Raw genomic sequence first — 21,576 nt, forward strand, 5'->3', positions numbered from 1 at the left:
CCGTACAGGGCCCTCGGACGTGCGGTGCCGGGTCCTACGGCCGCCTGTGGCCCTGCTTACGGCCGGCGGGCCGAGGTCACACGGTAGACGTCGTACACGCCCTCCACGCCCCGTACGGCCTTGAGGACGTGCCCCAGGTGCTTGGGGTCGCCCATCTCGAAGGTGAAGCGCGAGGTGGCGACCCGGTCGCGGGAGGTCTGGACGGCCGCGGACAGGATGTTGACGTGCTGGTCGGACAGGACACGGGTGACGTCCGACAGCAGCCGGGAGCGGTCCAGGGCCTCGACCTGGATGGCGACCAGGAAGACCGAGGACTGGGTGGGGGCCCACTCGACGTCCAGGATGCGCTCCGGCTGCCGGGACAGGGAGTCGACGTTGAGGCAGTCGGCGCGGTGCACCGACACACCGCTGCCGCGGGTGACGAAGCCGATGATGGGGTCGCCCGGGACCGGCGTACAGCACCGGGCCAGCTTGACCCACACGTCCTCGACGCCCTTGACCACCACGCCCGGGTCGGCGCTGGAGCGCCGCTTGGAGCGCGGCCGGATCGGGGTGGACTCGGCGATGTCCTCGGTCGCCTCGTCCTGTCCGCCGAGCGCCTGCACCAGCTTCTGTACGACGCTCTGCGCGGTGACATGCCCCTCGCCGATGGCGGCGTAGAGGGAGGAGATGTCCGGATAGCGCATCTCGTGGGCGAGGGTGACCAGCGAGTCGCCCGTCAGGATGCGCTGGATCGGCAGGTTCTGCTTGCGCATGGCCCGCGCGATGGCGTCCTTGCCGTGCTCGATGGCCTCGTCCCGGCGCTCCTTGGAGAACCAGCCGCGGATCTTGTTGCGGGCGCGCGGGGACTTCACGAAGCCCAGCCAGTCGCGGGAGGGCCCCGCGCCGGGCGCCTTGGAGGTGAAGACCTCGACGAGATCCCCGTTGTCCAGGGTCGACTCCAGCGGCACCAGGCGGCCGTTGACCCGCGCCCCTATGGTGCGGTGACCGACCTCGGTGTGGACGGCGTACGCGAAGTCCACCGGGGTGGCGCCGGCCGGCAGCGCTATGACATCGCCCTTGGGCGTGAAGACGAAGACCTCGTTGCGGGAGAGGTCGAAGCGCAGCGACTCCAGGAACTCGCCGGGGTCCTCGGTCTCCTTCTGCCAGTCCAGCAACTGCCGAAGCCAGGCCATGTCGTTGACGGTGTCCTGGCCGACGCCCTTGCCGGCGTTCTTGGGCACGTCGGTACGCACCTTGGAGGCGCCGGCGACCGCTTCCTGCTTGTACTTCCAGTGCGCGGCGATGCCGTACTCGGCCCTGCGGTGCATGTCGAACGTACGGATCTGGAGCTCGACGGGCTTGCCGCTGGGCCCGATGACCGTCGTGTGCAGCGACTGGTACATGTTGAACTTGGGCATCGCGATGTAGTCCTTGAACCGGCCGGGGACCGGATTCCATCGCGCGTGCACGGTTCCCAGGGCCGCGTAGCAGTCCCGGACGGTGTCGACCAGGACGCGGATGCCCACCAGGTCGTAGATCTCGGCGAAGTCCCGGCCCCGCACGATCATCTTCTGGTAGACGCTGTAGTAGTGCTTGGGGCGGCCGGTGACGGTGGCCTTGATGCGGGCGGCCCGCAGGTCGGCCTGGACCTCGTCGGTCACTATGGCCAGGTACTCGTCACGCTTGGGGGCGCGTTCGGCGACCAGCCGTACGATCTCGTCGTACATCTTGGGGTAGAGGATGGCGAAGGCCAGGTCCTCCAGCTCCCACTTGATGGTGTTCATGCCCAGCCGGTGGGCCAGCGGCGCGTAGATCTCCAGGGTCTCGCGCGCCTTCTTCTCCTGCTTCTCCCGCTTGAGGTAGCGCATGGTGCGCATGTTGTGCAGGCGGTCGGCGAGCTTGATGACCAGGACGCGCGGGTCCTTGGCCATCGCCACGACCATCTTGCGTACGGTCTCCGCCTGCGCGGCCTCGCCGAACTTGACCTTGTCCAGCTTGGTCACGCCGTCCACGAGCAGCGCCACCTGGTCACCGAAGTCGCGGCGCAGCGTGTCCAGGCCGTACTCGGTGTCCTCGACGGTGTCGTGCAGCAGGCCCGCCATGAGGGTCGCCGGGTCCATGCCCAGCTCGGCCAGGATCGTGGTCACCGCGAGCGGGTGGGTGATGTACGGGTCGCCGCTCTTGCGCTTCTGGCCGCGGTGCCAGCGCTCGGCGACCTGGTAGGCACGCTCGACCTGGCGCAGCGTGGCCGTCTCGATCTTCGGGTCGTTGCCGCGCACGATCCGCAGCAGCGGTTCCAGGACCGGGTTGTACGGGCTCTGGCGCTGCACGCCCAGGCGCGCGAGCCGGGCCCGTACGCGGTTGGGCGAGCCGGAGCGGCCGGTGGTGGCGGGCGGCGGGGACTTGGGCACGGTCGCCGGGGTCTTGTGCACCGGGACGGGGGGCGGCGCGGCGGGCCGGACGGCCGGCTGCCGGGACCGCCGCGCGGCGCCGCCGCTCCCGGTCCTGTCCGGCGCGTCCGAGTGCGCCGCGGCGTCCGGCGTCAGCCGGTCCGTACGGGCGGACGCGGATCCCCCGGACGGGCTTCGGGGGAGAGCGGCTGGGCCTCGTCTGGCAAGAGCTACTCCTCGGTGGGGGCCTCCGGTCGCCGCGGGCGGGCGAGGAGGGAGGGTCCGGACCACCAGACCGGGAACTGGTCGGGGTGCCATGGTATCGAGCCGGGCGCCCGGCCTCTTCCGCGGCCCGAAGGTCCGTACAGGACAGCGAAAAGGCATCCGGGTTTGTTCCGGATGCCTTTTCGCAAACGATGTGCGGTTCGTGCGCGGTACGCGGTGCCGTCGCGAGGTGCGGCGGCACCGCTGCTCCGCGTACGGCGGTAACCGGTCAGACGGTGATCAGCGCCTCCAGCGGGGCACCCGCCAGATCGGGCTCCAGGCGTGCGCGGCCGTCCAGGAAGCCCAGCTCCATCAGGACCGCGACGCCCGCCACCTCGGCGCCCGCGCGGCGGATCAACTGGAGCGAGGCGTCGGCGGTGCCGCCGGTGGCCAGCACGTCGTCTATCACCAGGACACGGTCGCCGGGCGCCAGCGCGTCGGCGTGCAGCTCGATCTCGGCGGTGCCGTACTCCAGCTCGTACGCCTGGCGCAGGGTCGCTCCGGGGAGCTTTCCGGCCTTGCGTACGGGAACGAATCCCACGCCCGCGCGGACCGCCACGGGGGCGGCGAGGATGAATCCCCGCGCCTCCAGGCCCACGACCTTGTCCACCCGGTAGCGCACGCACATGTCGGCGAACGCATCGGTCAGCGCGCCGAAGGCCGTGGCATCGGCGAGCAGCGGGGTGATGTCCTTGAACACCACTCCGGGCTTGGGGTAGTCCGGCACGTCCGCGATACGGCTGAGCAGCAGCTCGCGCAGCCCGGCGGGGGCGCTCATCGGCGCCCGCCCGACGGACGGCCCCGGCCGCGGCTGCCGCGGGAGTCGGCCTGCCGGCGCGGGCCGGCGACACCGGTGCCGGCCGCGGCGGCGTTCCCGGCGGCCTCGGCACCCTCCTGTTCGTACGCTGCGTCCTCGGCGTCACCGGCGCGGCGCGGCTCCTCCCGGGAGTCGCCCTTGGCCGCGGCGGCGGCACGCTTGGCGTGCACCCGCTTGGCCAGCGCCTTCATCGTCGGCTCGCGCTCCTTGAAGTCGGCGACCAGCGGGGTCGCGATGAAGATCGAGGAGTACGCGCCGGCCGCGAGGCCGACGAACAGCGCGAGCGAGATGTCGTTGAGCATGCCGGCGCCCAGGAAGCCGCCGCCGACGAAGAGCAGACCGGCGACCGGCAGCAGCGCCACGACCGTGGTGTTGATCGAACGCACCAGGGTCGAGTTGATGCTGCGGTTGGCCATCTCACCGAAGGTGAAGCGGGTCTGCTTGGTGATGTCCTTGGACATCTCCTTGAGGCTGTCGAAGACCACGACGGTGTCGTAGAGCGAGTAACCCAGGATCGTCAGCAGACCGATGACGGTGCCCGGGGTGACCTCGAAGCCGACCAGGGCGTACACACCGACCGTGATCGTCAGGTCGTGGACCAGCGCGATCAGGGCCGCCAGCGCCATCCGCCACTCGAAGGCGATGGCCAGGTAGATCACCACGAGGACCATGAAGATCCCCAGGCCCAGCCAGGCCTTGTCGGCGATCTGCTCACCCCAGCTCGGCCCGACGAGCTGGGTGTTGATGTCCTTGGCCGGGACGTTGAGGTCCTTGGCCAGGGCCTCTTGCACCGGCAGCGACTGCTCGGTGTCCAGCTCGCTGATCTGGATGCGCAGGCCACCGCTGCCGAGCTTTTGCACCACGGCCTGGTGGCCGTCGGCGGCGGCCTCGGCCCGGCGCTCCGCCTCCGCGGCGGACACGCTGGTCTTGGGCGTGGTGAAGACCGCGCCGCCGGAGAACTCGATGCCCATGTTCAGGCCGCGCACCGCCAGGCCCACGATGGCCGTGATGGTGATCAGGATCGAGATGCCGTACCAGATCTTCCGCTTGCCGATGAAGTCGTAGCCGACCTCACCGCGGTAGAGCCGGGCGCCGAGGTTTCCGAGCTTGGACATCTCACGCCTCCTTCGTCTCGATGGGGGCGGCGGCACGACGGCGACCGCGCAGCGGCGGCTTGGCGCCCAGGCGCTTGGGGTCCAGCCCGGACCAGGGGTGACCGCCGGCGAAGAACTTCCGGCGGGCCAGCAGCGTCACCAGCGGCTTGGTGAAGAAGAAGACCACGACGACGTCCAGGACCGTGGTGAGCCCGAGGGTGAACGCGAAGCCCTTCACCTTGCCGACGGTGACGATGAAGAGCACCGCCGCGGCCAGGAACGACACGAAGTCCGAGACCAGGATCGTACGGCGGGCGCGCGGCCAGCCGCGCTCCACCGAGGGACGCAGCGAGCGGCCCTCGCGGATCTCGTCCCGGATGCGCTCGAAGTAGACGATGAAGGAGTCGGCCGTGATACCGATGGCGACGATCGCGCCGCAGACGGCCGGCAGGTTCAGCGCGAAGCCTATGGCCGGGCCGAGCAGCGTCATGATCGCGTACGTGAGGACCGCGGAGACCGCGAGGCTGGCGAGGGCGACCAGGGCCAGACCGCGGTAGTAGGCGACCAGGTAGACCACGACCAGGAAGAGGCCGATGGCGCCGGCGATCAGACCCGCCTGGAGCTGCTCACCGCCGAGCGCCGCGGTGACCGTGGTCTCGTCGTCGATCTTGAAGGAGAGCGGCAGGGCACCGTAGGACAGCATGTTCGCCAGGTCCCCGGCGCTCTGCTGGGTGAAGCCGCCGGAGATCGTGGCCTGCCCGCCGGGAATGGCCTTGCTGACCGACGGAGCCGAGATGACCTCGCCGTCGAGCACGATGGCGAACTGGTTCTGCGGCTGCATCTTGGCGGCGAGCTTGCCGGTGATGTCGGCGAACTTCTTGCCGCCCTCGGAGGTGAAGTCCATCTGGACGATCCACCCCTGGCCCTGCTGGCTCTCGAAGACCGCGGAGGCGTCCTTGACGTCGGTGCCCTCGACGGCCACCGGGCCCAGGGCGTACTTCTGAGCGCCGTCGTCACCACAGGCCACGACCTGGTCGCCGGGCTTGGCGCCGGCGGCCTGCTGGTTGGCCTCGGCGCGGGAGCGCTTGGTGGAGCAGTCCAGGGCCGCCAGCTTCTTCTGGAGGTCGGCCGGGACCTCGGTGGGACCGGCCGGCGGCTGCTGGGGCGGGGTGCTGGGCTTGGCGGAGGCGGAGCCGGAGGGGGAGGTCGCCTTGGGCGGGGTGGACGGGTCCTTCTTCAGACCGCTGGTCACGGCGCGGCCCTGGGGGGAGGCGCTGGCGGACGGGGACGGCGAGGACGCTTCGTCCTTCTTGCCGTCCTTGGCGTCCTTGCCGTCCTTGCCGTCGTCCTTCTTGGCGTCCTTGCCGTCCTTCTTGTCGGCTCCCTTGCCGTCCTTGCCGCCCTTGGAGGGGCTGGGGGTGGGCGCCGGGGTCTTGGCGCCCGCGGCGGCGGTCAGCACCGGCCGGAACGCGAGCTGGGCGGTGGTACCGACCTGCTTCCGGGCCTGCTTGGCGTCCGTCCCCTTGGGGATGTTCACGACGATGTGGTCGGAGCCCTGCGTCTGGACCTCGGCCTCGGACACGCCCAGACCGTTGACACGCCGCTCCATGATGTCCGCGGCGGTGTTCATGTTGGTCTCGTTGATCGCATTGGGCTTGCCCGGCTGGTTCTGGGCCGCGAGCGTGAAGCTCGTGCCGCCCGCCAGGTCGATGCCCAGTCGCGGCGTCAGCGTGCCGGAGTAGAACATGCCCCCGACCAGCGCGATCATGGCGATCAGGATCAGGACCAGGGTGCGCCCCGGCCTTCCCTGGCCTCCAGGGGACCTGCGGCCCTTGTTCGGTGCTGCCACCTTCTCGTATCTCCCTGTCCAACCGCCCGGCTTCGGGTGTCTGCCGAGCGGCCACGAAGTGTTGTGGGGACGTGCCCCCGCCGGAGCCTAGACCGTCCCGGAACCGCGGCGCACCGTATGGCGGGCGCTCGCGGTTCCGTAGGGGCGGGGCTTACTTCGCGTCGGCGCCGCCGTCCTTCTTCTCGGCCTTCGGCGCGTCCTTCGTGTCCTTCGCGTCCTCGGCGGTCTTCGCCTCGGCCGGCTCGGCCGGCTCGTCGGCGCCGGTCTTGCCCAGGTCGATCTTGTCCGACTTCTGGAGCTTGGCGGACCCGGCGGCCGGCTCGTCGGCGTCGGCGGTGTCCCCGGTCAGCGAGGAGGCGTCGTCGGGCACGACCGGCTCGTCGGTGTGGACCGGGTCGGCACCGTCGAGGATGCGGTTGTACTCGTCGTCCGGCAGCACAGCGCCGATGGCGTTCTTGGCGTAGATGGCGTGCACGCCCGGGGCGACCTCAAGGAGGACCGTGTCGTCGTGGATCTCCTTGACGGTGGCGTACATGCCTCCGATCGTGCGGACGCCGGTGCCGGGCTGCATCTGGTTACGCATTTCCACAGCCTGCTGCTGCTTCTTCTTGGCAGACCGCGTCATCAGGAACATGGCCCCGATGAGGACGATGAACGGGAGGAGGGTCACGATACTCACGGGACGGAAATCCTTCGCACGACCGCTGGAGGCGCGGTCTGATATACGGGGGTGGGTATGCCGGACCATACGGACGGCATCGGCGGAGTCTAAGCGAGTCCGCACCGGTGGAACAACGCCCAGCATGGCACCGCAGTTCCTGACCCGGCGACTGACCGCGCCGTCACGCTCCGAAGAGCCCCTGCTGTCCGCCGCCGCCCGCCTGCTGCTGCGGAGGTACGAGTCCCAGGTGGGCCCAGGCGGCGGGGGTGGCGATCCGGCCACGGGGCGTACGGGCGAGCAGGCCCTCGCGTACCAGGAACGGCTCGGCGACCTCCTCGACCGTCTCGCGCTCCTCCCCCACCGCCACCGCGAGGGTGGACAGGCCCACCGGACCGCCGCCGAACAGCTTGAGCAGGGCCGTCAGCACGGCGCGGTCCAGCCGGTCCAGGCCGCGGCCGTCGACCTCGTACACACCCAGCGCCTGGGAGGCGATCTCGCGGGTGATCACGCCGTCGGCCTTGACCTGGGCGTAGTCGCGGACCCGGCGCAGCAGACGGTTGGCGATGCGCGGGGTGCCGCGGGAGCGGCCGGCGATCTCGGCGGCGCCCTCGGGCTCCATGTCGACATCCAGCAGGCCCGCGGAGCGGTGGATGACCCGCTGGAGTTCGGCGGGTGTGTAGAACTCCATGTGGCCGGTGAAGCCGAACCGGTCGCGCAGCGGCGGCGGCAGCAGGCCGGCCCGGGTGGTGGCGCCGACCAGGGTGAAGGGCGGCAGTTCCAGGGGGATGGCGGTGGCGCCGGGGCCCTTGCCGACGATGACGTCGACCCGGAAGTCCTCCATCGCCATGTAGAGCATCTCCTCGGCGGGCCGGGACATCCGGTGGATCTCGTCGAGGAAGAGCACCTCACCTTCCTGGAGGGAGGAGAGGATCGCGGCCAGGTCTCCGGCGTGCTGGATGGCGGGCCCGGAGGTGATGCGGATCGGGGCGCCCATCTCGGCGGCGATGATCATCGACAGGGTGGTCTTGCCGAGCCCGGGGGCACCGGAGAGCAGGACGTGGTCGGCTGTGGCGCCGCGGGCGCGGGCCGCCCGCAGGACCAGGTCGAGCTGCTCGCGCACCCGCTCCTGGCCCACGAACTCCTCCAGGTCCTTGGGGCGCAGCGCGGCCTCCACCGCGGTGTCCTCCCCATCGGCGTCCGGTCCCACCAGGCGGTCGGCCGCTCCGGCCGGGCCGTCCGCGAGCCCGCCCGGCCACCCGCCGTCCGCGGCGTCGGTGCGCTGGTCCCAGTTCACTTCCGTCCTGCCTCACATCTCGTCTCGGCCGCCCCGGCCGCGGGGTGCGCCGAAGGGTCTTTCCTGGCGGGGTGGCGCCGGGCCGCTCGGCCGGGGCGCCGTGGGACGCGCGGCTCAGCGCGCCCGGTTCAAGGTCTGCAGAGCGGCCTTCAGGAGCTGCGGCACCTGCGGCCGGCCGCCCTCGGCCACGGCCGCCTCGGCCTGCGGCGCCACCGCGGCCAGCGCCTCCTCGGCCTCGCGGGTGGCATAGCCCAGGCCGATGAGCGCGGCGTGCAACTGGTCGCGCCAGCCGGCGGTCACGGCGCTGCCGACGCCCGCCGTGGCGTTGCCCACCGGGGCGCCGAGCCGGTCCTTCAGTTCCAGGAGGAGCTTTTGGGCGCCCTTCTTGCCGATGCCGGGTACGGCCATGAGCGTCTTGTCGTCCCCGTTGGCGACGGCGAGCCGCAGGGTGTCCGGGGAGTGCACGGCGAGCATCGCCTGGGCCAGCCGCGGGCCCACGCCGGAAGCGGTCTGCAGGAGTTCAAAGGTCTGCCGCTCGTCCTGGTCCGCGAAGCCGTACAGGGTCAGTGAGTCCTCCCGTACGACGAGGGAGGTGGCGAGCTTGGCCGGCTCCCCGACGCGCAGCTTGGAGAGGGTGCCGGGAGTGCACTGGACGGCCATGCCGATGCCGCCGACCTCGACGACGGCGGTGTCCGGGGCGAGGGCGGCGACCGGGCCGGAGACGAAGGCGATCATCGGGTGTCCTTCTGGGGGTGCTGAGTGTTCTGGGGGTTCTGGGCGTTCCGGGGGTTCTGCGTCGTCCGGGCGGCTTCGGACCCTGGGCCGGAACCGGAACCGGAACCGGAGCCGGGGGCACGTACGGGCTCAGGCGCGCGGCCCGGACCGGGTGTGCGGGCGGGAGCAGGCGCTCGTACGGGGGCGGGTGTGCGGGCGGGAGCGGACGCGCGTACGGAAAGGGGGGCGCGGCGGGCCGTCGTCCGGGACCGCTGGAGACGGTTGGCGGCGGCCTGCGCCTGCTGGAGGCGGCCGATGGCGGGCGCGCGCCAGATGTGGCAGATGGCCAGCGCCAGCGCGTCGGCCGCGTCGGCCGGCTTGGGCGGGGCGTCCAGCCGCAGCAGGCGGGTGACCATCGCGCCGACCTGGGCCTTGTCGGCCCGGCCCGAGCCGGTGACGGCGGCCTTGACCTCGCTGGGGGTGTGCAGCGCCACGGGCAGCCCCCGGCGCGCGGCGCAGACCATGGCGATCGCGCTGGCCTGGGCCGTTCCCATGACCGTACGGACGTTGTGCTGGCTGAAGACGCGCTCCACCGCGACGCAGTCGGGACGGTGTTCCTCCAGCCACTGTTCGATGCCGCGCTCTATGAGGACCAGCCGCTCGGCGATCTCCCCGTCGGCCGGGGTCCGCACGACCCCGACTGCGGCCATCGTCAGCGGGCGGCCCGCGACGCCCTCGACCACGCCGACCCCGCAGCGGGTCAGCCCGGGGTCCACCCCCAGCACCTTCATCGGGCCTCTTCCCTCCCCCTCGTGCCTCGGCCGCGTCCTTCGTTGCCTGTTCGTGCAGGTTATCGGCCGCCACTGACAACGCGACGGGCCGACGGGGTGTGTCCCGCCGGCCCGTACTGCTGCACAACCGTCACGTGAGGCGCCCCGGCGGCCGGTCCCCGCCCCGGGGGACGGTCCGGCCGCGGAGCGGAATCAGGCGTCGACCTTGGCCATGACGTCGTCGGAGACGTCGAAGTTGGCGAAGACGTTCTGCACGTCGTCGCTGTCCTCCAGCGCGTCGATCAGCTTGAAGATCTTGCGCGCGCCCTCCTCGTCCAGCTCCACCTGCATGGTGGGGACGAAGTTGGCGTCGGCCGAGTCGTAGTCGATGCCGGCTTCCTGGAGCGCGGTGCGGACCGCGACCAGGTCGGTGGCCTCGCTGAGGACCTCGAAGGTCTCGCCGAGGTCGTTGACCTCCTCGGCGCCCGCGTCCAGGACCGCGCCGAGCACGTCGTCCTCGGACAGTTCGCCCTTGGGGACGATGACGACGCCCTTGCGGTTGAACAGGTAGGACACCGAACCCGGGTCGGCCATCGAACCGCCGTTGCGGGTCATGGCGACGCGGACGTCGGAGGCGGCACGGTTGCGGTTGTCGGTGAGGCACTCGATGAGCACCGCGACGCCGTTCGGGCCGTAACCCTCGTACATGATCGTCTCGTAGTCGGCGCCACCGGCCTCCAGGCCGGCACCGCGCTTGACCGCGGAGTCGATGTTCTTGTTCGGCACCGACTGCTTCTTCGCCTTCTGGATGGCGTCGAAGAGCGTCGGGTTGCCATCGGGGTCGGCGCCGCCGGTACGGGCCGCCACCTCGATGTTCTTGATCAGCTTCGCGAAGAGCTTGCCGCGCTTGGCATCGATCACGGCCTTCTTGTGCTTCGTCGTAGCCCATTTAGAGTGGCCGGACATCCGCCTGTCTCCTTCGCGTAACCCATTTCGAAACGAACGCCTGAGATCCTACCGGGACGTGCGGGCCCGTTTTCCGGCCACCACCCCGGCGGTACGCCTACGCATCCGCCCGGCGCCGCGCGGCGCGCACCATGTCCACGAAAAGCGCGTGGACCCGGTGGTCGCCGGTCAGCTCCGGATGGAAGGACGTAGCCAGGACGTTACCCTGCCGGACGGCCACGGTGTGCCCGTCGTACGCCGCCAGGATCTCCACCTGCGCGCCCGTCGACTCGACCCAGGGGGCGCGGATGAAGACGCCCTCGACCGGTGCGCCGTCGATCCCCGCCATCCGGACGGCCGCCTCGAAGGACTCGTTCTGCCGCCCGAAGGCGTTGCGCCGCACGATCATGTCGATGCCGCCCAGCGTCTCCTGGTCCGCGCGGCCGTCCAGGAGCTTGTCCGCCAGCATGATCATGCCCGCGCAGGTGCCGTAGACGGGCCTGCCGGAGCGTACGAACGCGCGCAGCGGCTCCAGCATGCCGAAGACGACGGCCAGCTTGGACATGGTGGTGGACTCACCGCCCGGGATCACCAGGCCGTCGACCGCGGCCAGTTCCTCCGGGCGGCGCACCGGCCGGGCCGGTGCGCCGGCGGCGGCGAGCGCCGTCAGGTGCTCGCGCACATCGCCCTGGAGAGCCAGTACGCCGATGGCGGGCCCGCTCCCGTCCGTACCCATGGCCGTGCTCCCGTCCGTGCTCGTGGCCGTGCTCATGCCCCCGCTCACCAGCCGCGGTTGGCGTACCGCTCCGACTCGGGGAGGGTGTCGCAGTTGATGCCGACCATGGCCTCGCCGAGGTTGCGGGAGACGTCCGCGATGACCTTGGGGTCGTCGTAGAAGGTGGTGGCCTTCACGATCGCGGCGGCGCGCTTGGCCGGGTCGCCGGACTTGAAGATGCCCGAGCCCACGAACACGCCCTCGGCGCCGAGCTGGCGCATCAGCGCGGCGTCCGCCGGGGTGGCCACGCCGCCCGCGGAGAACAGCACGACCGGCAGCTTGCCCAGCTCGGCGACCTCCTTGACCAGCTCGAAGGGGGCACGCAGCTCCTTGGCGGCGGCGTACAGCTCGTTGTTGTCGCAGCCGCGCAGCTTGGCGATCTCACCCTTGATCTGGCGCAGGTGGCGGACGGCCTCGACCACGTTGCCGGTGCCGGCCTCACCCTTGGAACGGATCATGGCCGCGCCCTCGGCGATCCGGCGCAGCGCCTCGCCCAGGTTGGTGGCGCCACACACGAACGGGGTGGTGAAGGCCCACTTGTCCGAGTGGTTGACCTCGTCGGCCGGGGTGAGGACCTCGGACTCGTCGATGTAGTCGACGCCGAGGGACTGGAGCACCTGGGCCTCGACGAAGTGACCGATGCGGGACTTGGCCATGACCGGGATGGAGACGGCGTCGATGATGCCGTCGATCATGTCGGGGTCGGACATACGGGCCACGCCGCCGTCCTTGCGGATGTCCGCGGGGACGCGCTCCAGGGCCATGACCGCCACGGCGCCGGCGTCCTCGGCGATCTTCGCCTCCTCCGGCGTGACGACGTCCATGATCACGCCGCCCTTGAGCTGCTCGGCCATGCCGCGCTTGACGCGGGCGGTTCCGGTCTCGGGGTTCGGCTGCGTGCTGGTGGGCGTGCTCGACACGGTGTGACCTCACTAAGTGGGGGCGGTTGCGCTTCGCGGCCCACACAACCGTTTGTGAGCGTCAGGTGAAAAGAGCCAATTGCAGGACGGTGGCTCGTCGGCGGATCACCGGGCGTCCTGGGGCGTACGCTCTCAGCTCCCGGTCGGGACGTACGCTCTCGGCCCCCGATCGGGACGTACGCTCTCGGCCGCCCGGTGACGTCAGCGGTCGGCCGCGCGGTCGTCCAGGACCGCCGGCGGCTCGTCGTCCATCTCGAAGGCCATCGGGAACGGCGCGTGCCCGGCCAGCCGGAACCACCGCACCACCCGGTGACGGCGCACCGCGCGGGCCGCCCGTACGGCATCGTTGTGGAACCGCCGGGCCATCGGGACCCGGCGTACGGCCGCGGTCAGCTCGGTGACCGTCTGCTCACCGCCGGGCGCCTCCCGTACGGCGTCGACCTGCCGCTCGTCGTCGAAGACCGCCCGCAGGGCCTGGCTGAGCGCGCTCTCGGCGACCTCCCGCTGCTCCTCCTCGGCCTGCCGGGCCTCGTGCGCCGCCTCGTACAGCACGATCGAGGCCGCCGGGTCCAGGATCCCGGATGTCCCCAGCTCCTGCGCCACCGACGCCCGGCGCAGCAGTTGCGCGTCCAGCGCCGCCCGGGCCGCGTCGATGCGGGCGTGCAGCCGGTCCAGCCGCCCCGCGGTCCAGCTCAGGTAGATGCCGATGAGGACGACGGCGGCGGCGATCCAGATCAAAGTGGTCACGCCGGGTCACAGTACCGGCCGCCGCGATCGGCGCGTGGGCGGATACCGGGGTGGAGGCGGAGGTGGACGCGGGGGTGGAGGCCGGGGGTGGAGGCCGGGCCGCCGGAACCCACCCTGGCTCCGATCCGCCCGGCCGGCCCCGTACCTAACGTTTTTGGTACGGGCCAGGTGGCCGTACGCCGCCCGGCCCGGCGAGGACCCCGGCTCCCGGCGGGAGCACAGCCCCGGTGAGAACCGGTCTTCGGTCTTCGGCGGACATATCCGGTGCGCGTCATTCAGGAGGCCGCCCCATGGCACAGCCCGCACAGGCCGCGCAGGCCGCACAGCCCGCACAGGCCGCCGGCCGCGGCCCCTGGGGCCCGCTCGCCCGCACCCTGGCCGTGAACCTCTTCGCGCCGCTCGTCCTTTTCGCCCTCCTGCGGGCCCACGGCGCCGCGCAGTGGTCGGCGCTGCTGATCAGCAGCGCGGTCCCGGCACTGCGCATCATCTGGACGCTGGCCGTCCACCGCCGGGCGGACGGGTTCGACCTGTTCGTCCTCGGCATGCTCCTCGTGTCCGCCGGTACGTCGCTGATCAGCGGGAGTCCGCGGGTGCTGCTGCTCAAGGACGTGGGACTGTCGGCGGCGCTGGGTCTGTGGATCGTGGGCTCGCTGCGCGCACGGCGCCCGTTCGCGTACGAGTTCGGCGTCCGGCTGCGCGGCGGGGCCACGGCAGCGGACCGCGACCGGCTGTGGCGGGAGTCCCCGGCCCTGCGGCACGGACTGCGTACCCTGACCGCCATCTGGGGCGCCGGTCAGTTGCTGGACGCGGGCGTGGGTGTCCTGACGTCCCTGACGCTCCCCGTCGACGTCGTTCCGTTCGTCGGACGGATCCAGACGCTGGTGGTGTTCGGCGCCACGGTGCTGGTCACCCTGCGCTACGCCCGGCGCTTCCGCGCCCGGTACGGCATCTCCCTGCTCGGGACGCGCGCCACTGCCGCACCCGGCCGCCCCGCTCCGGCTCGCCCGCCCGGCTCCGGGACGCCGTCCTCGGCCGCCGTCGCCGTATCCCCCGCTCCCCGCGTCACGGCCGGGAAGGGCGCCGGAAAGGGACCGCGCCCGGCACCGTGACGGCAGCCGCGTCCGCGGCCGGCCCGCTCCCGGGCGACGGGCCGCGCCGCTCCTGGACAGGGGGCCGCGCCGCTCCCGGGCGGCGGGCCGCGCCGGCCGCCTCAGTCGCGGGCCAGCCCCCACCGCCCGCGCAGACCCGTCCGCTCGTCGGTGGCCACCGACCGCGCCCCGTCGGTCACCGTCTCGTACACGGCCAGGATGTCCGCGCCGACCGTGGACCAGTCGAAGCGGCGTACGTGCCGGCTGCCCCGCTCGCGGAGTTCCGCGAGCCGGCCGGGGTCGCCCAGGAGCCGGACGGCCGCGGCGGCGAGCGCGTCCGCGTCCTCGTTGGCGAAGAGTTCGCCCGCCGCGCCCTGGTCCAGGACCTGGGCGAACGCGTCCAGGTCGCTGGCCAGGACCGGCGCGCCGGCCGACATCGCCTCGACGAGGATGATGCCGAAGGACTCGCCGCCGGTGTTGGGGGCGACGTAGAGATCGACGCTGCGCAGCAGGCGGGCCTTGTCCTCGTCGCTGACCATGCCCAGGAACTCCACCCGCGAGCGCAGCTCGGCGGGCAGGCCGGCGACGGCTTCTTCCTCGTCGCCGCGGCCGGCGACCAGCAGCCGGGCGTCGGGGACCGCCGCCAGGATGGCGGGCAGGGCCCGCATCAGGACGGGCAGGCCCTTGCGGGGTTCGTCGATGCGGCCTATGAAACCGATCGTGGCCCCCTGCCACTGCGGCTTCGGCTCGGCGTTCGCGAAGAACTCGACGTCCACGCCGTTGGGGATGACGACCGCGTCGCCGCCCAGGTGCTCGACCAGGGTGCGCCGGGCGTACTCGCTGACCGCGATCCGCGCGCTGATCTTCTCCAGGGCGGGCTGGAGGATCGGGTAGGCGGCGATCATGACGCGGGAGCGCGGGTTGGAGGTGTGGAAGGTGGCGACGATGGGGCCCTGCGCCGCCCAGCAGGCGAGCAGTCCGACCGAAGGGGTGCCCGGTTCGTGGATGTGCAGCACGTCGAAGTCGCCGTCGTGCAGCCAGCGGCGGACCCGGGCGGCGGAGAGCAGACCGAAGTTGAGCCGGGCCACCGAACCGTTGTAGGGCACCGGTACGGCACGTCCGGCGGAGACCACGTACGGCGGAAGCGGTGTCCCCTCATCCGCCGGGGCGAGTACGGAGACTTCGTGGCCGCGCCGGATCAGATGCTCGGCGAGGTCCCGTACGTGGAACTGGACGCCTCCGGGGACGTCCCAGGAGTACGGGCAGACGATCCCGATCCTCAAGGCTTCTCCGTTCGCGAAGCGGCGTCCTCACGCGGCTCCAGGTCGGCCAGCCACAGGCGCTGGAGCATGTGCCAGTCCTGCGGGTGCTCGGCGATGCCGGAGGCGAAGGCGTCGGCCATCTCCTGCGTCATCACGGCGGCCTTTTCCGCGGGGGTGCCGGTCTGGGGTACTTCGATCTCCGGGTGCACCCGCCCCCGCATGACGGGTGTTCCGTCGTACCACAGGGTGACCGGCAGCAGCAGGGCGCCGGTCCGTACGGCGAGCATGGCGGGCCCGGCCGGCATCTTGGCGGCCTCGCCGAAGAACTTCACCTCGATGCCGGAGCTGGACAGGTCGCGGTCGGCGACCAGGCAGACCAGGCCGCCGGCCCGCAGCCGCCTGGCCAGGGTGCCGAAGGCGGAGCCTCCGGTGTGCGGCAGGACCTCCATGCCCAGGCCCTTGCGGTAGGCGACGAAGCGGTCGTAGAGGCTCTCGGGTTTGAGGCGTTCGGCGACGGTGGTGAAGGGGACGCCGAGCTTGGTGGTGACCCAGACGCCCGCGAGGTCGTAGTTGCCCATGTGGGGCAGGGCGAGGATGACGCCCCGGCCGCTTTTCAGCCCCTCTTCCAGGTAGTGCACGTCCTGGGGCGTGAAGCCGGTCTTGATGCGCTCCTTGCTCCAGGCGGGCAGGCGGAAGGACTCCATCCAGTAGCGCAGGTAGGAGCGCATCCCGGCCCGGGAGAGCTGGGCGAGCCGCTGCGGCGAGGCGTCGGGGACGACCCGGGCGAGGTTGGACTCCAGGCGTCGTATGCCTTTGCCGCGGCGTTTCCAGGCCGCGTCGGCGATGGTGCGGCCGAGCCGTACGGCGACGGGCTCGGGCAGTTTCTTCACCGTGCTCCAGCCCAGGGCGTAGGCCCCGTCGGAGAGCTTGTCCGTGTCGATCTTCACGCGCTTCACGCGCCGTTCCCCCCTTGTGCGACGGCGTCGGCCTCGGCCGACTCGCGGCGTACGGTCACCACCCGCTGGGCGAGGGTGACGGCGCTGCCCAGGGCCACCACCCACAGGGCGACCGGCAGCAGGACATCGATGCGCGGCACGCCGAACTTGTGCAGTCCGGACAGGCCGCAGGCGACCAGGGAGATGACCAGCCGCTCGGCCCGCTCCACCAGTCCGTTGACGTTCACCGGCAGTCCGATGCTCTCGCCCCTGGCCTTGGTGTACGAGACCACCTGGCCGCTGGCGAGGCAGAAGATGGACACCGCGCACAGCCACAGGCTGTCCCCGCGCCCGGCGTACCACAGCGCCAGCCCGCCGAAGATCGCCGAGTCGGCCACCCGGTCGAGGGTGGAGTCCAAGAAGGCGCCCCAGCGGCTGGAGCGGCCCAGTTGGCGTGCCATGTTGCCGTCGACCAGGTCCGAGAAGACGAACAGGGTGATGACGATGGTGCCCCAGAAGAACTCGCCCCGGGGGTAGAAGACCAGGGCACCGGCCACCACGCCTCCGGTACCGACGAGGGTGACCGCGTCCGGGCTGACGCCGAGACGGATGAGCAGGGCGGCGAACGGCGTGAGAACACGCGTGAAGAATGCACGCGCGTACTTGTTCAGCATGGCCTTCCCGGAGGGTCGATACGGGCCGCGCGGTCAAGGGGCCACCGGCTGGCCCATCGTAGCCACGAGCTGCGGGCCCGCCGCGAACGCATCGCGGCGCAGCGTCGCGGCCCCTTCTCCCGCCGGTGTCCGCCGCTCCCGCCGCCGACGGCGCGTGGGGCCCGGCGGGCCGCCGGGTCCCCATGATCCCTGATCGCCCCTTGTGCGATGTATGGACGCGCCATGACCTCGGTGGAAAGCTCGAATCACCGCAGAGTGTCGACCGGGAGGCGAGACACATGGGCGAGAAGACAGGCACACATCCAGGAGCCGCCGGCAGGGCAGCGGCGGCCGACCGGCCCTCCTCCGTACGGAACGTGGTGCTGGTCGGCCACAGTGGTTCCGGGAAGACGACCCTGGTGGAGGCCCTGGCGCTGGCATCGGGCGCGGTGAACCGGGCGGGGCGGGTGGAGGACGGCGGCGCTCTTTCGGACTACGACGAGATCGAGCACCGCCAGCAGCGCTCCGTACAGCTCTCCTTGGTGCCCGTCCAGTGGGGCGGAATCAAGGTGAACCTGCTGGACACTCCCGGTTACGCCGATTTCGTCGGCGAGCTGAGGGCCGGTCTGCGCGCCGCGGACGCGGCCCTTTTCGTGGTGTCCGCGGCGGACGGCGTGGACGGGGCGACCCGCATGGTGTGGGACGAGTGCGCGGCGGTGGGCATGCCCCGGGCGCTGGTGATCACGCACCTGGAGGCGGCCCGGTCCGACTTCGAGGAGATGACCGAGACCTGCCGGCGCAGCTTCGCGGGCGAGGACCCGGATGCCGTGCTCCCCCTGTACCTGCCGCTGTACGGGACGGCCGGCGCGGACGGCCACGCCCCGGTGCACGGCCTGATCGGCCTGCTCTCGCAGCGGGTCTTCGACTACTCCTCGGGCGTACGGACCGAGCGCGCGCCCGAGCCCGGCGAGCTGCCGCTCATCGAGGAGCACCGCAACCGCCTCATCGAGGGGATCATCGCCGAGAGCGAGGACGAGTCCCTCATGGACCGCTACCTCGGCGGCGAGAACATCGACGTCAAGACGCTCGTGGGGGACCTGGAGACCGCGGTGGCGCGCGGGAGGTTCCACCCCGTGCTGGCCGCGGCGCCCGCCGCCGACGGCGCCAAGCAGGGCCTGGGCACCGTCGAACTGCTGGACCTGATCACCGGGGGCTTCCCGACCCCGGCCGAGCGCCCCGCGCCCGAGGTCACCTCCCCCGACGGCAGGCCCCGCCCGCCGATCACCTGCGACCCCGACGGTCCGCTGGTGGCCGAGGTGGTCAAGACCTCCTCCGACCCCTACGTCGGCCGGCTCTCGCTCGTACGTGTCTTCTCCGGCACCCTGCGGCCGGACGAGACCGTGCACGTCTCGGGCCACGGCCTCCAGGACCGGGGCCATGAGGACCACGACGTCGACGAGCGGGTCGGGGCCCTGTCCTCCCCGTTCGGCAAGGTCCAGCGCTCGCTGTCCAAGGCCATCGCCGGTGACCTGGCGTGTGTGGCGAAGCTGGCACGCGCCGAGACCGGGGACACCCTCTCCTCCAAGGACACCCCGCTGCTGGTGGAGCCGTGGACGATGCCGGACCCGCTGCTGCCGGTGGCCATCCAGGCGCACAGCAAGCCCGACGAGGACAAGCTCTCGCAGGGCCTGGCGCGGCTGGTGGCCGAGGACCCGACGATGCGGCTGGAGCACAATCAGGACACCCATCAGGTGGTGCTGTGGTGTCTGGGCGAGGCGCACGCCGATGTGGCGCTGGAGCGGCTGCGTGCCCGGTACGGAGTCCAGGTCGACACCGTGCCGTACAAGGTGCCGCTGCGGGAGACCTTCGGTGCCAAGTCGGCCGGGCGCGGCCGGCACGTCAAGCAGTCCGGCGGCCACGGGCAGTACGCGATCTGTGAGATCGAGGTGGAGCCGCTGCCGGGCGGCTCGGGTATCGAGTTCGTCGACAAGGTGGTGGGCGGCGCGGTGCCCCGGCAGTTCATCCCGTCGGTGGAGAAGGGCGTACGGGCCCAGGCCACCAAGGGTGTCGCCGCCGGGTATCCCCTGGTGGACGTGCGGGTCACGCTGCTGGACGGCAAGGCGCACTCGGTGGACTCCTCGGACGCCGCCTTCCAGACGGCGGGCGCGCTGGCGCTGCGGGAGGCGGCCACCGACGCCCGCATCCACCTCCTGGAGCCGGTCGCGGAGGTGACGGTGCTGGTTCCGGACGAGTACGTGGGCGCGGTGATGAGCGACCTGTCGGGGCGGCGCGGCCGGGTGGTGGGCACCGAGCAGTCGGGAGCGGGGCGCACGCTCGTACGGGCCGAGGTCCCCGAGATCGAGATCAGCAGGTACGCGGTGGACCTGCGCTCCCTCTCGCACGGCACCGGGCGCTTCCACCGTTCCTATGCCCGGCACGAGCCGATGCCTCCTCAGTTGGTGACGAAGATCCGTGAACAGGAGGAGAACGAGGCCTAGTTCGCACCGTGTGCCGGCGGCCGTCCATCCCCCTCCTGCGGGATGGACGGCGGCTGTACGCTGAGAGCGCAGCTCAGCAGGTGTGCGACGGGCGGTGGCTGGGGAGAGACCGCAGCAGCGGATGTGTGCGGCGATGGGGGCGTAAGTGGCAGCAGACGGCTTCGACTTCAGTCCTGGGGCCCAGGTCCCGTTGTCCGGCGGGGCCGGGCAGACCGCGGCGACGCAGGCTCTGGCCTCGGCGGCGTACCGGGACAGCAAGCTCTCCGACATATCCAAGGCCGACTCCGACACCACCAAATCGGAGATCAAAAAGCCCAGGCTGTCCCTTTTCGAGCCGAATCTGGGCGAGGCGTTCTCGCGGGCCGTGCAGGCGCGGATGCTCGGCGGCGGCCGGGGAGCGCTCATCCAGTCCTTCGGGATCGAGCCGCAGACCGTCGTCGAACACTGCCTGTCCGCCAACCGCATCCGCAAGCTGCGTGACATCAAACTGACCGTCGTCATGCTGGTGTTCGGACTGCTGTTCCTGCCCGGGGTGCTGCTGTGGCTCGGCGCCTTCCAGTTGAAGAAGACCCTGTCCAGGGCGGGGGGCGCCGGGACCTCCCTGCTGGGCGGCGCGGTACTGCTGGTGGTCGCCGGACTCGCGGTGCTCTTCCTGGTCAAGCTGCCGTTCACCGGCTTCTGGTCGATCTACCTGCGGGCCATGATGGTGGCGCCGGTCATAGGCTGGTGGTGGGCCAAGAGGATCTGCGAGTCCACCGCCAGAGAGCTGCGGGACGCCTGGAAGAGCCTGCTGGAAGGCGGCGGCGTGGCGACCAAGATCCCCGAGGCCGTACCCCAGGACCCGGGCGAGACGGCCGCGGAGACGCTGCGTCACAACCTCGCCAAGCTCTCCGCCGAGCAGCAGAGCAACGTCGCCTTCTACGCCGGCCCCAACGGCATATTGGGGATGGGGACGCGCTGGGGGAGCTGGCAGCTCGCCGAGGAGCTGCGGCCCGCCGAGGAGGGCGCGGAGATCCACCCGTTCCGGAGCTGGGACGTCATACGGGCCGTGCACGACCGGCTGCGGCTGCTGGAGCGCAGTCCGCTGCACACCGGCGGCTTCAAGGAGCCGCCCTCGGTCCGGCACTGGATCGTGGTACCGGTCGGCGAGAACGCCAAGTCGGTGTCCCGGCCGGAGGGCACGGACATCGAGGCGTTCCAGGTCCGCAGCCACGAGATAGAACGGATCTGCAACGAGCAGCAGTTCGGCAGCGGCAGCCGGCACTACCTCGGTGTGCAGTTCGTGCTGTGGGACGGCCAGTTGGTGCTGACGCTGCTGATCACGGTCACCGTGCTCCACGAGACCCTGCGCATCGAGGTGACCGGCCACGCCCTGGGGCCGGTGAACTCCCTGTTCACCGCCAAGCCCGCGCCCAAGACCAAGAGCGTCTCCAAGGTTTTCAAGTTCTGGGAGACCAAGACCCACCAACTGCCGCTGGTGGACGCGAGCGAGGTGGTACGGCTCGCCGCGCGGGCCCCGCTGACGTGGTTCCCCGGGTTCCTGGAGTTCCTGGGCGGCAAGCTCGTCCTGCCCGAGCCGTTCGGGCTGCGCCACGCCTGGGCCGACAAGCCGTGGCGGCACCGCTTCATGGCGGACGACGCGCTGCGGGCGGCCACGCCGGTGCTGCGGGTGGTGCACGCCGCCGCCCTGAGTGTGCTCAAGGACAACGGCGTGAACACCACCCGCTTCGACAACCGCTCGCTGGTGCTCAGCGGCATGGTGCAGAGCGCGGAGCCGCGCCGGGCGGACGAGTACCGCGCCTGACCTGCGGATGCGTGCCACGCCGGGCGGTGGGACGCGTGCCGCGTCCCACCGGTGGACGGTGCCACGCCGCACGGGCCGCCGTGCCTGTTCGCCGGGTACGGCGGCCCGTGCGGC

18 protein-coding genes are annotated in these 21,576 nt (G+C 71.6%); 3 read left to right on the plus strand and 15 right to left on the minus strand.

Annotation, left to right across the window (positions count from 1 at the left end):
* Nucleotides 1-56: 56 nt before the first annotated feature.
* From KGS77_RS04460 to KGS77_RS04515, 12 genes are all read right to left on the minus strand, one after another.
* Complete coding sequence (locus KGS77_RS04460) at nucleotides 57-2,393, minus strand: bifunctional (p)ppGpp synthetase/guanosine-3',5'-bis(diphosphate) 3'-pyrophosphohydrolase (protein ID WP_242578780.1); 2,337 nt, start codon at nucleotides 2,391-2,393, stop codon at nucleotides 57-59.
* Nucleotides 2,394-2,865: 472 nt separating this feature from the next.
* Nucleotides 2,866-3,414: an adenine phosphoribosyltransferase gene (locus tag KGS77_RS04465; RefSeq protein ID WP_242578781.1), complete on the minus strand. Its 549-nt coding sequence runs from the start codon at nucleotides 3,412-3,414 to the stop codon at nucleotides 2,866-2,868.
* Nucleotides 3,411-4,568 (minus strand): protein translocase subunit SecF, encoded by a 1,158-nt coding sequence (gene secF / locus KGS77_RS04470; protein WP_242578782.1) that lies wholly within the window; start codon nucleotides 4,566-4,568, stop codon nucleotides 3,411-3,413. The genes KGS77_RS04465 and secF overlap by 4 nt, the downstream gene beginning before the upstream one ends.
* 1 nt (nucleotide 4,569) lies before the next feature.
* A complete protein-coding gene (gene secD / locus KGS77_RS04475) occupies nucleotides 4,570-6,396 on the minus strand; it encodes a protein translocase subunit SecD (RefSeq protein WP_242578783.1) in 1,827 nt (608 codons plus the stop codon).
* Between the two features lie 151 nt (nucleotides 6,397-6,547).
* Entirely contained in the window at nucleotides 6,548-7,075 is a 528-nt protein-coding gene (gene yajC, locus KGS77_RS04480) for a preprotein translocase subunit YajC (protein WP_242578784.1), read from the minus strand.
* Nucleotides 7,076-7,238: 163 nt separating this feature from the next.
* Nucleotides 7,239-8,267, minus strand: a complete 1,029-nt coding sequence (ruvB, locus tag KGS77_RS04485; RefSeq protein WP_242587290.1) for a Holliday junction branch migration DNA helicase RuvB — start codon at nucleotides 8,265-8,267, stop codon at nucleotides 7,239-7,241.
* A gap of 198 nt (nucleotides 8,268-8,465) precedes the next feature.
* Entirely contained in the window at nucleotides 8,466-9,086 is a 621-nt protein-coding gene (gene ruvA, locus KGS77_RS04490; RefSeq protein WP_242578785.1) for a Holliday junction branch migration protein RuvA, read from the minus strand.
* Nucleotides 9,083-9,856: a crossover junction endodeoxyribonuclease RuvC gene (gene ruvC, locus KGS77_RS04495; protein WP_347404439.1), complete on the minus strand. Its 774-nt coding sequence runs from the start codon at nucleotides 9,854-9,856 to the stop codon at nucleotides 9,083-9,085. Before ruvC ends, ruvA begins: the two co-directional genes overlap by 4 nt.
* A gap of 192 nt (nucleotides 9,857-10,048) precedes the next feature.
* The gene (locus tag KGS77_RS04500) at nucleotides 10,049-10,801 is read right to left on the minus strand and encodes a YebC/PmpR family DNA-binding transcriptional regulator (RefSeq protein WP_242578786.1); all 753 of its coding nucleotides are present in this window, start codon (nucleotides 10,799-10,801) and stop codon (nucleotides 10,049-10,051) included.
* 97 nt (nucleotides 10,802-10,898) lie between these two features.
* Nucleotides 10,899-11,516, minus strand: a complete 618-nt coding sequence (gene pdxT, locus KGS77_RS04505) for a pyridoxal 5'-phosphate synthase glutaminase subunit PdxT (RefSeq protein WP_242587291.1) — start codon at nucleotides 11,514-11,516, stop codon at nucleotides 10,899-10,901.
* Nucleotides 11,517-11,560: 44 nt separating this feature from the next.
* A complete protein-coding gene (gene pdxS / locus KGS77_RS04510; protein WP_242578787.1) occupies nucleotides 11,561-12,475 on the minus strand; it encodes a pyridoxal 5'-phosphate synthase lyase subunit PdxS in 915 nt (304 codons plus the stop codon).
* Between the two features lie 201 nt (nucleotides 12,476-12,676).
* Entirely contained in the window at nucleotides 12,677-13,222 is a 546-nt protein-coding gene (locus KGS77_RS04515) for a hypothetical protein (RefSeq protein ID WP_242578788.1), read from the minus strand.
* A gap of 290 nt (nucleotides 13,223-13,512) precedes the next feature.
* Between KGS77_RS04515 and KGS77_RS04520 the strand changes: the two genes are divergently transcribed.
* Nucleotides 13,513-14,331 carry a VC0807 family protein gene (locus tag KGS77_RS04520; RefSeq protein ID WP_242578789.1) on the plus strand — a complete coding sequence of 273 codons (819 nt, stop codon included), beginning with the start codon at nucleotides 13,513-13,515 and terminating at the stop codon, nucleotides 14,329-14,331.
* A 101-nt stretch (nucleotides 14,332-14,432) separates the two neighbouring features.
* On the opposite strand, the gene KGS77_RS04525 is transcribed toward KGS77_RS04520, so the two are convergent.
* Genes KGS77_RS04525 through pgsA form a run of 3 tightly spaced genes read right to left on the minus strand, consistent with a single transcriptional unit; the run spans nucleotide 14,433 to nucleotide 17,181 of the window.
* Nucleotides 14,433-15,593 (minus strand): glycosyltransferase family 4 protein, encoded by a 1,161-nt coding sequence (locus KGS77_RS04525; protein WP_242578790.1) that lies wholly within the window; start codon nucleotides 15,591-15,593, stop codon nucleotides 14,433-14,435.
* On the minus strand, nucleotides 15,590-16,519 hold the full coding sequence (locus KGS77_RS04530; RefSeq protein WP_242587292.1) for a phosphatidylinositol mannoside acyltransferase: 930 nt from the start codon (nucleotides 16,517-16,519) through the stop codon (nucleotides 15,590-15,592). Before KGS77_RS04530 ends, KGS77_RS04525 begins: the two co-directional genes overlap by 4 nt.
* A 5-nt stretch (nucleotides 16,520-16,524) precedes the next feature.
* Nucleotides 16,525-17,181: a phosphatidylinositol phosphate synthase gene (pgsA, locus tag KGS77_RS04535; protein WP_242578791.1), complete on the minus strand. Its 657-nt coding sequence runs from the start codon at nucleotides 17,179-17,181 to the stop codon at nucleotides 16,525-16,527.
* A gap of 278 nt (nucleotides 17,182-17,459) precedes the next feature.
* Here pgsA and KGS77_RS04540 point away from each other — a divergent pair, with 278 nt between their 5' ends.
* The gene (locus KGS77_RS04540) at nucleotides 17,460-19,658 is read left to right on the plus strand and encodes an elongation factor G-like protein EF-G2 (protein ID WP_242578792.1); all 2,199 of its coding nucleotides are present in this window, start codon (nucleotides 17,460-17,462) and stop codon (nucleotides 19,656-19,658) included.
* 145 nt (nucleotides 19,659-19,803) lie between these two features.
* Nucleotides 19,804-21,462, plus strand: coding sequence for a hypothetical protein (locus tag KGS77_RS04545; protein WP_242578793.1), 1,659 nt, complete (start codon nucleotides 19,804-19,806; stop codon nucleotides 21,460-21,462).
* Nucleotides 21,463-21,576 lie beyond the last annotated feature (114 nt).

This window comes from Streptomyces sp. MST-110588 (assembly GCF_022695595.1).
Lineage (GTDB): Bacteria > Actinomycetota > Actinomycetes > Streptomycetales > Streptomycetaceae > Streptomyces.

Coding starts and splice junctions, on each gene's coding strand:
- KGS77_RS04520 (WP_242578789.1), top strand. CDS start 13,513: ATGGCACAGCCCGCACAGGCCGCGCAGGCCGCACAGCCCGCACAGGCC.
- secF (WP_242578782.1), bottom strand. CDS start 4,568: ATGTCCAAGCTCGGAAACCTCGGCGCCCGGCTCTACCGCGGTGAGGTC.
- ruvC (WP_347404439.1), bottom strand. CDS start 9,856: ATGAAGGTGCTGGGGGTGGACCCCGGGCTGACCCGCTGCGGGGTCGGC.
- ruvA (WP_242578785.1), bottom strand. CDS start 9,086: ATGATCGCCTTCGTCTCCGGCCCGGTCGCCGCCCTCGCCCCGGACACC.
- KGS77_RS04465 (WP_242578781.1), bottom strand. CDS start 3,414: ATGAGCGCCCCCGCCGGGCTGCGCGAGCTGCTGCTCAGCCGTATCGCG.
- KGS77_RS04500 (WP_242578786.1), bottom strand. CDS start 10,801: ATGTCCGGCCACTCTAAATGGGCTACGACGAAGCACAAGAAGGCCGTG.
- pdxT (WP_242587291.1), bottom strand. CDS start 11,516: ATGGGTACGGACGGGAGCGGGCCCGCCATCGGCGTACTGGCTCTCCAG.
- KGS77_RS04540 (WP_242578792.1), top strand. CDS start 17,460: ATGGGCGAGAAGACAGGCACACATCCAGGAGCCGCCGGCAGGGCAGCG.
- pgsA (WP_242578791.1), bottom strand. CDS start 17,181: ATGCTGAACAAGTACGCGCGTGCATTCTTCACGCGTGTTCTCACGCCG.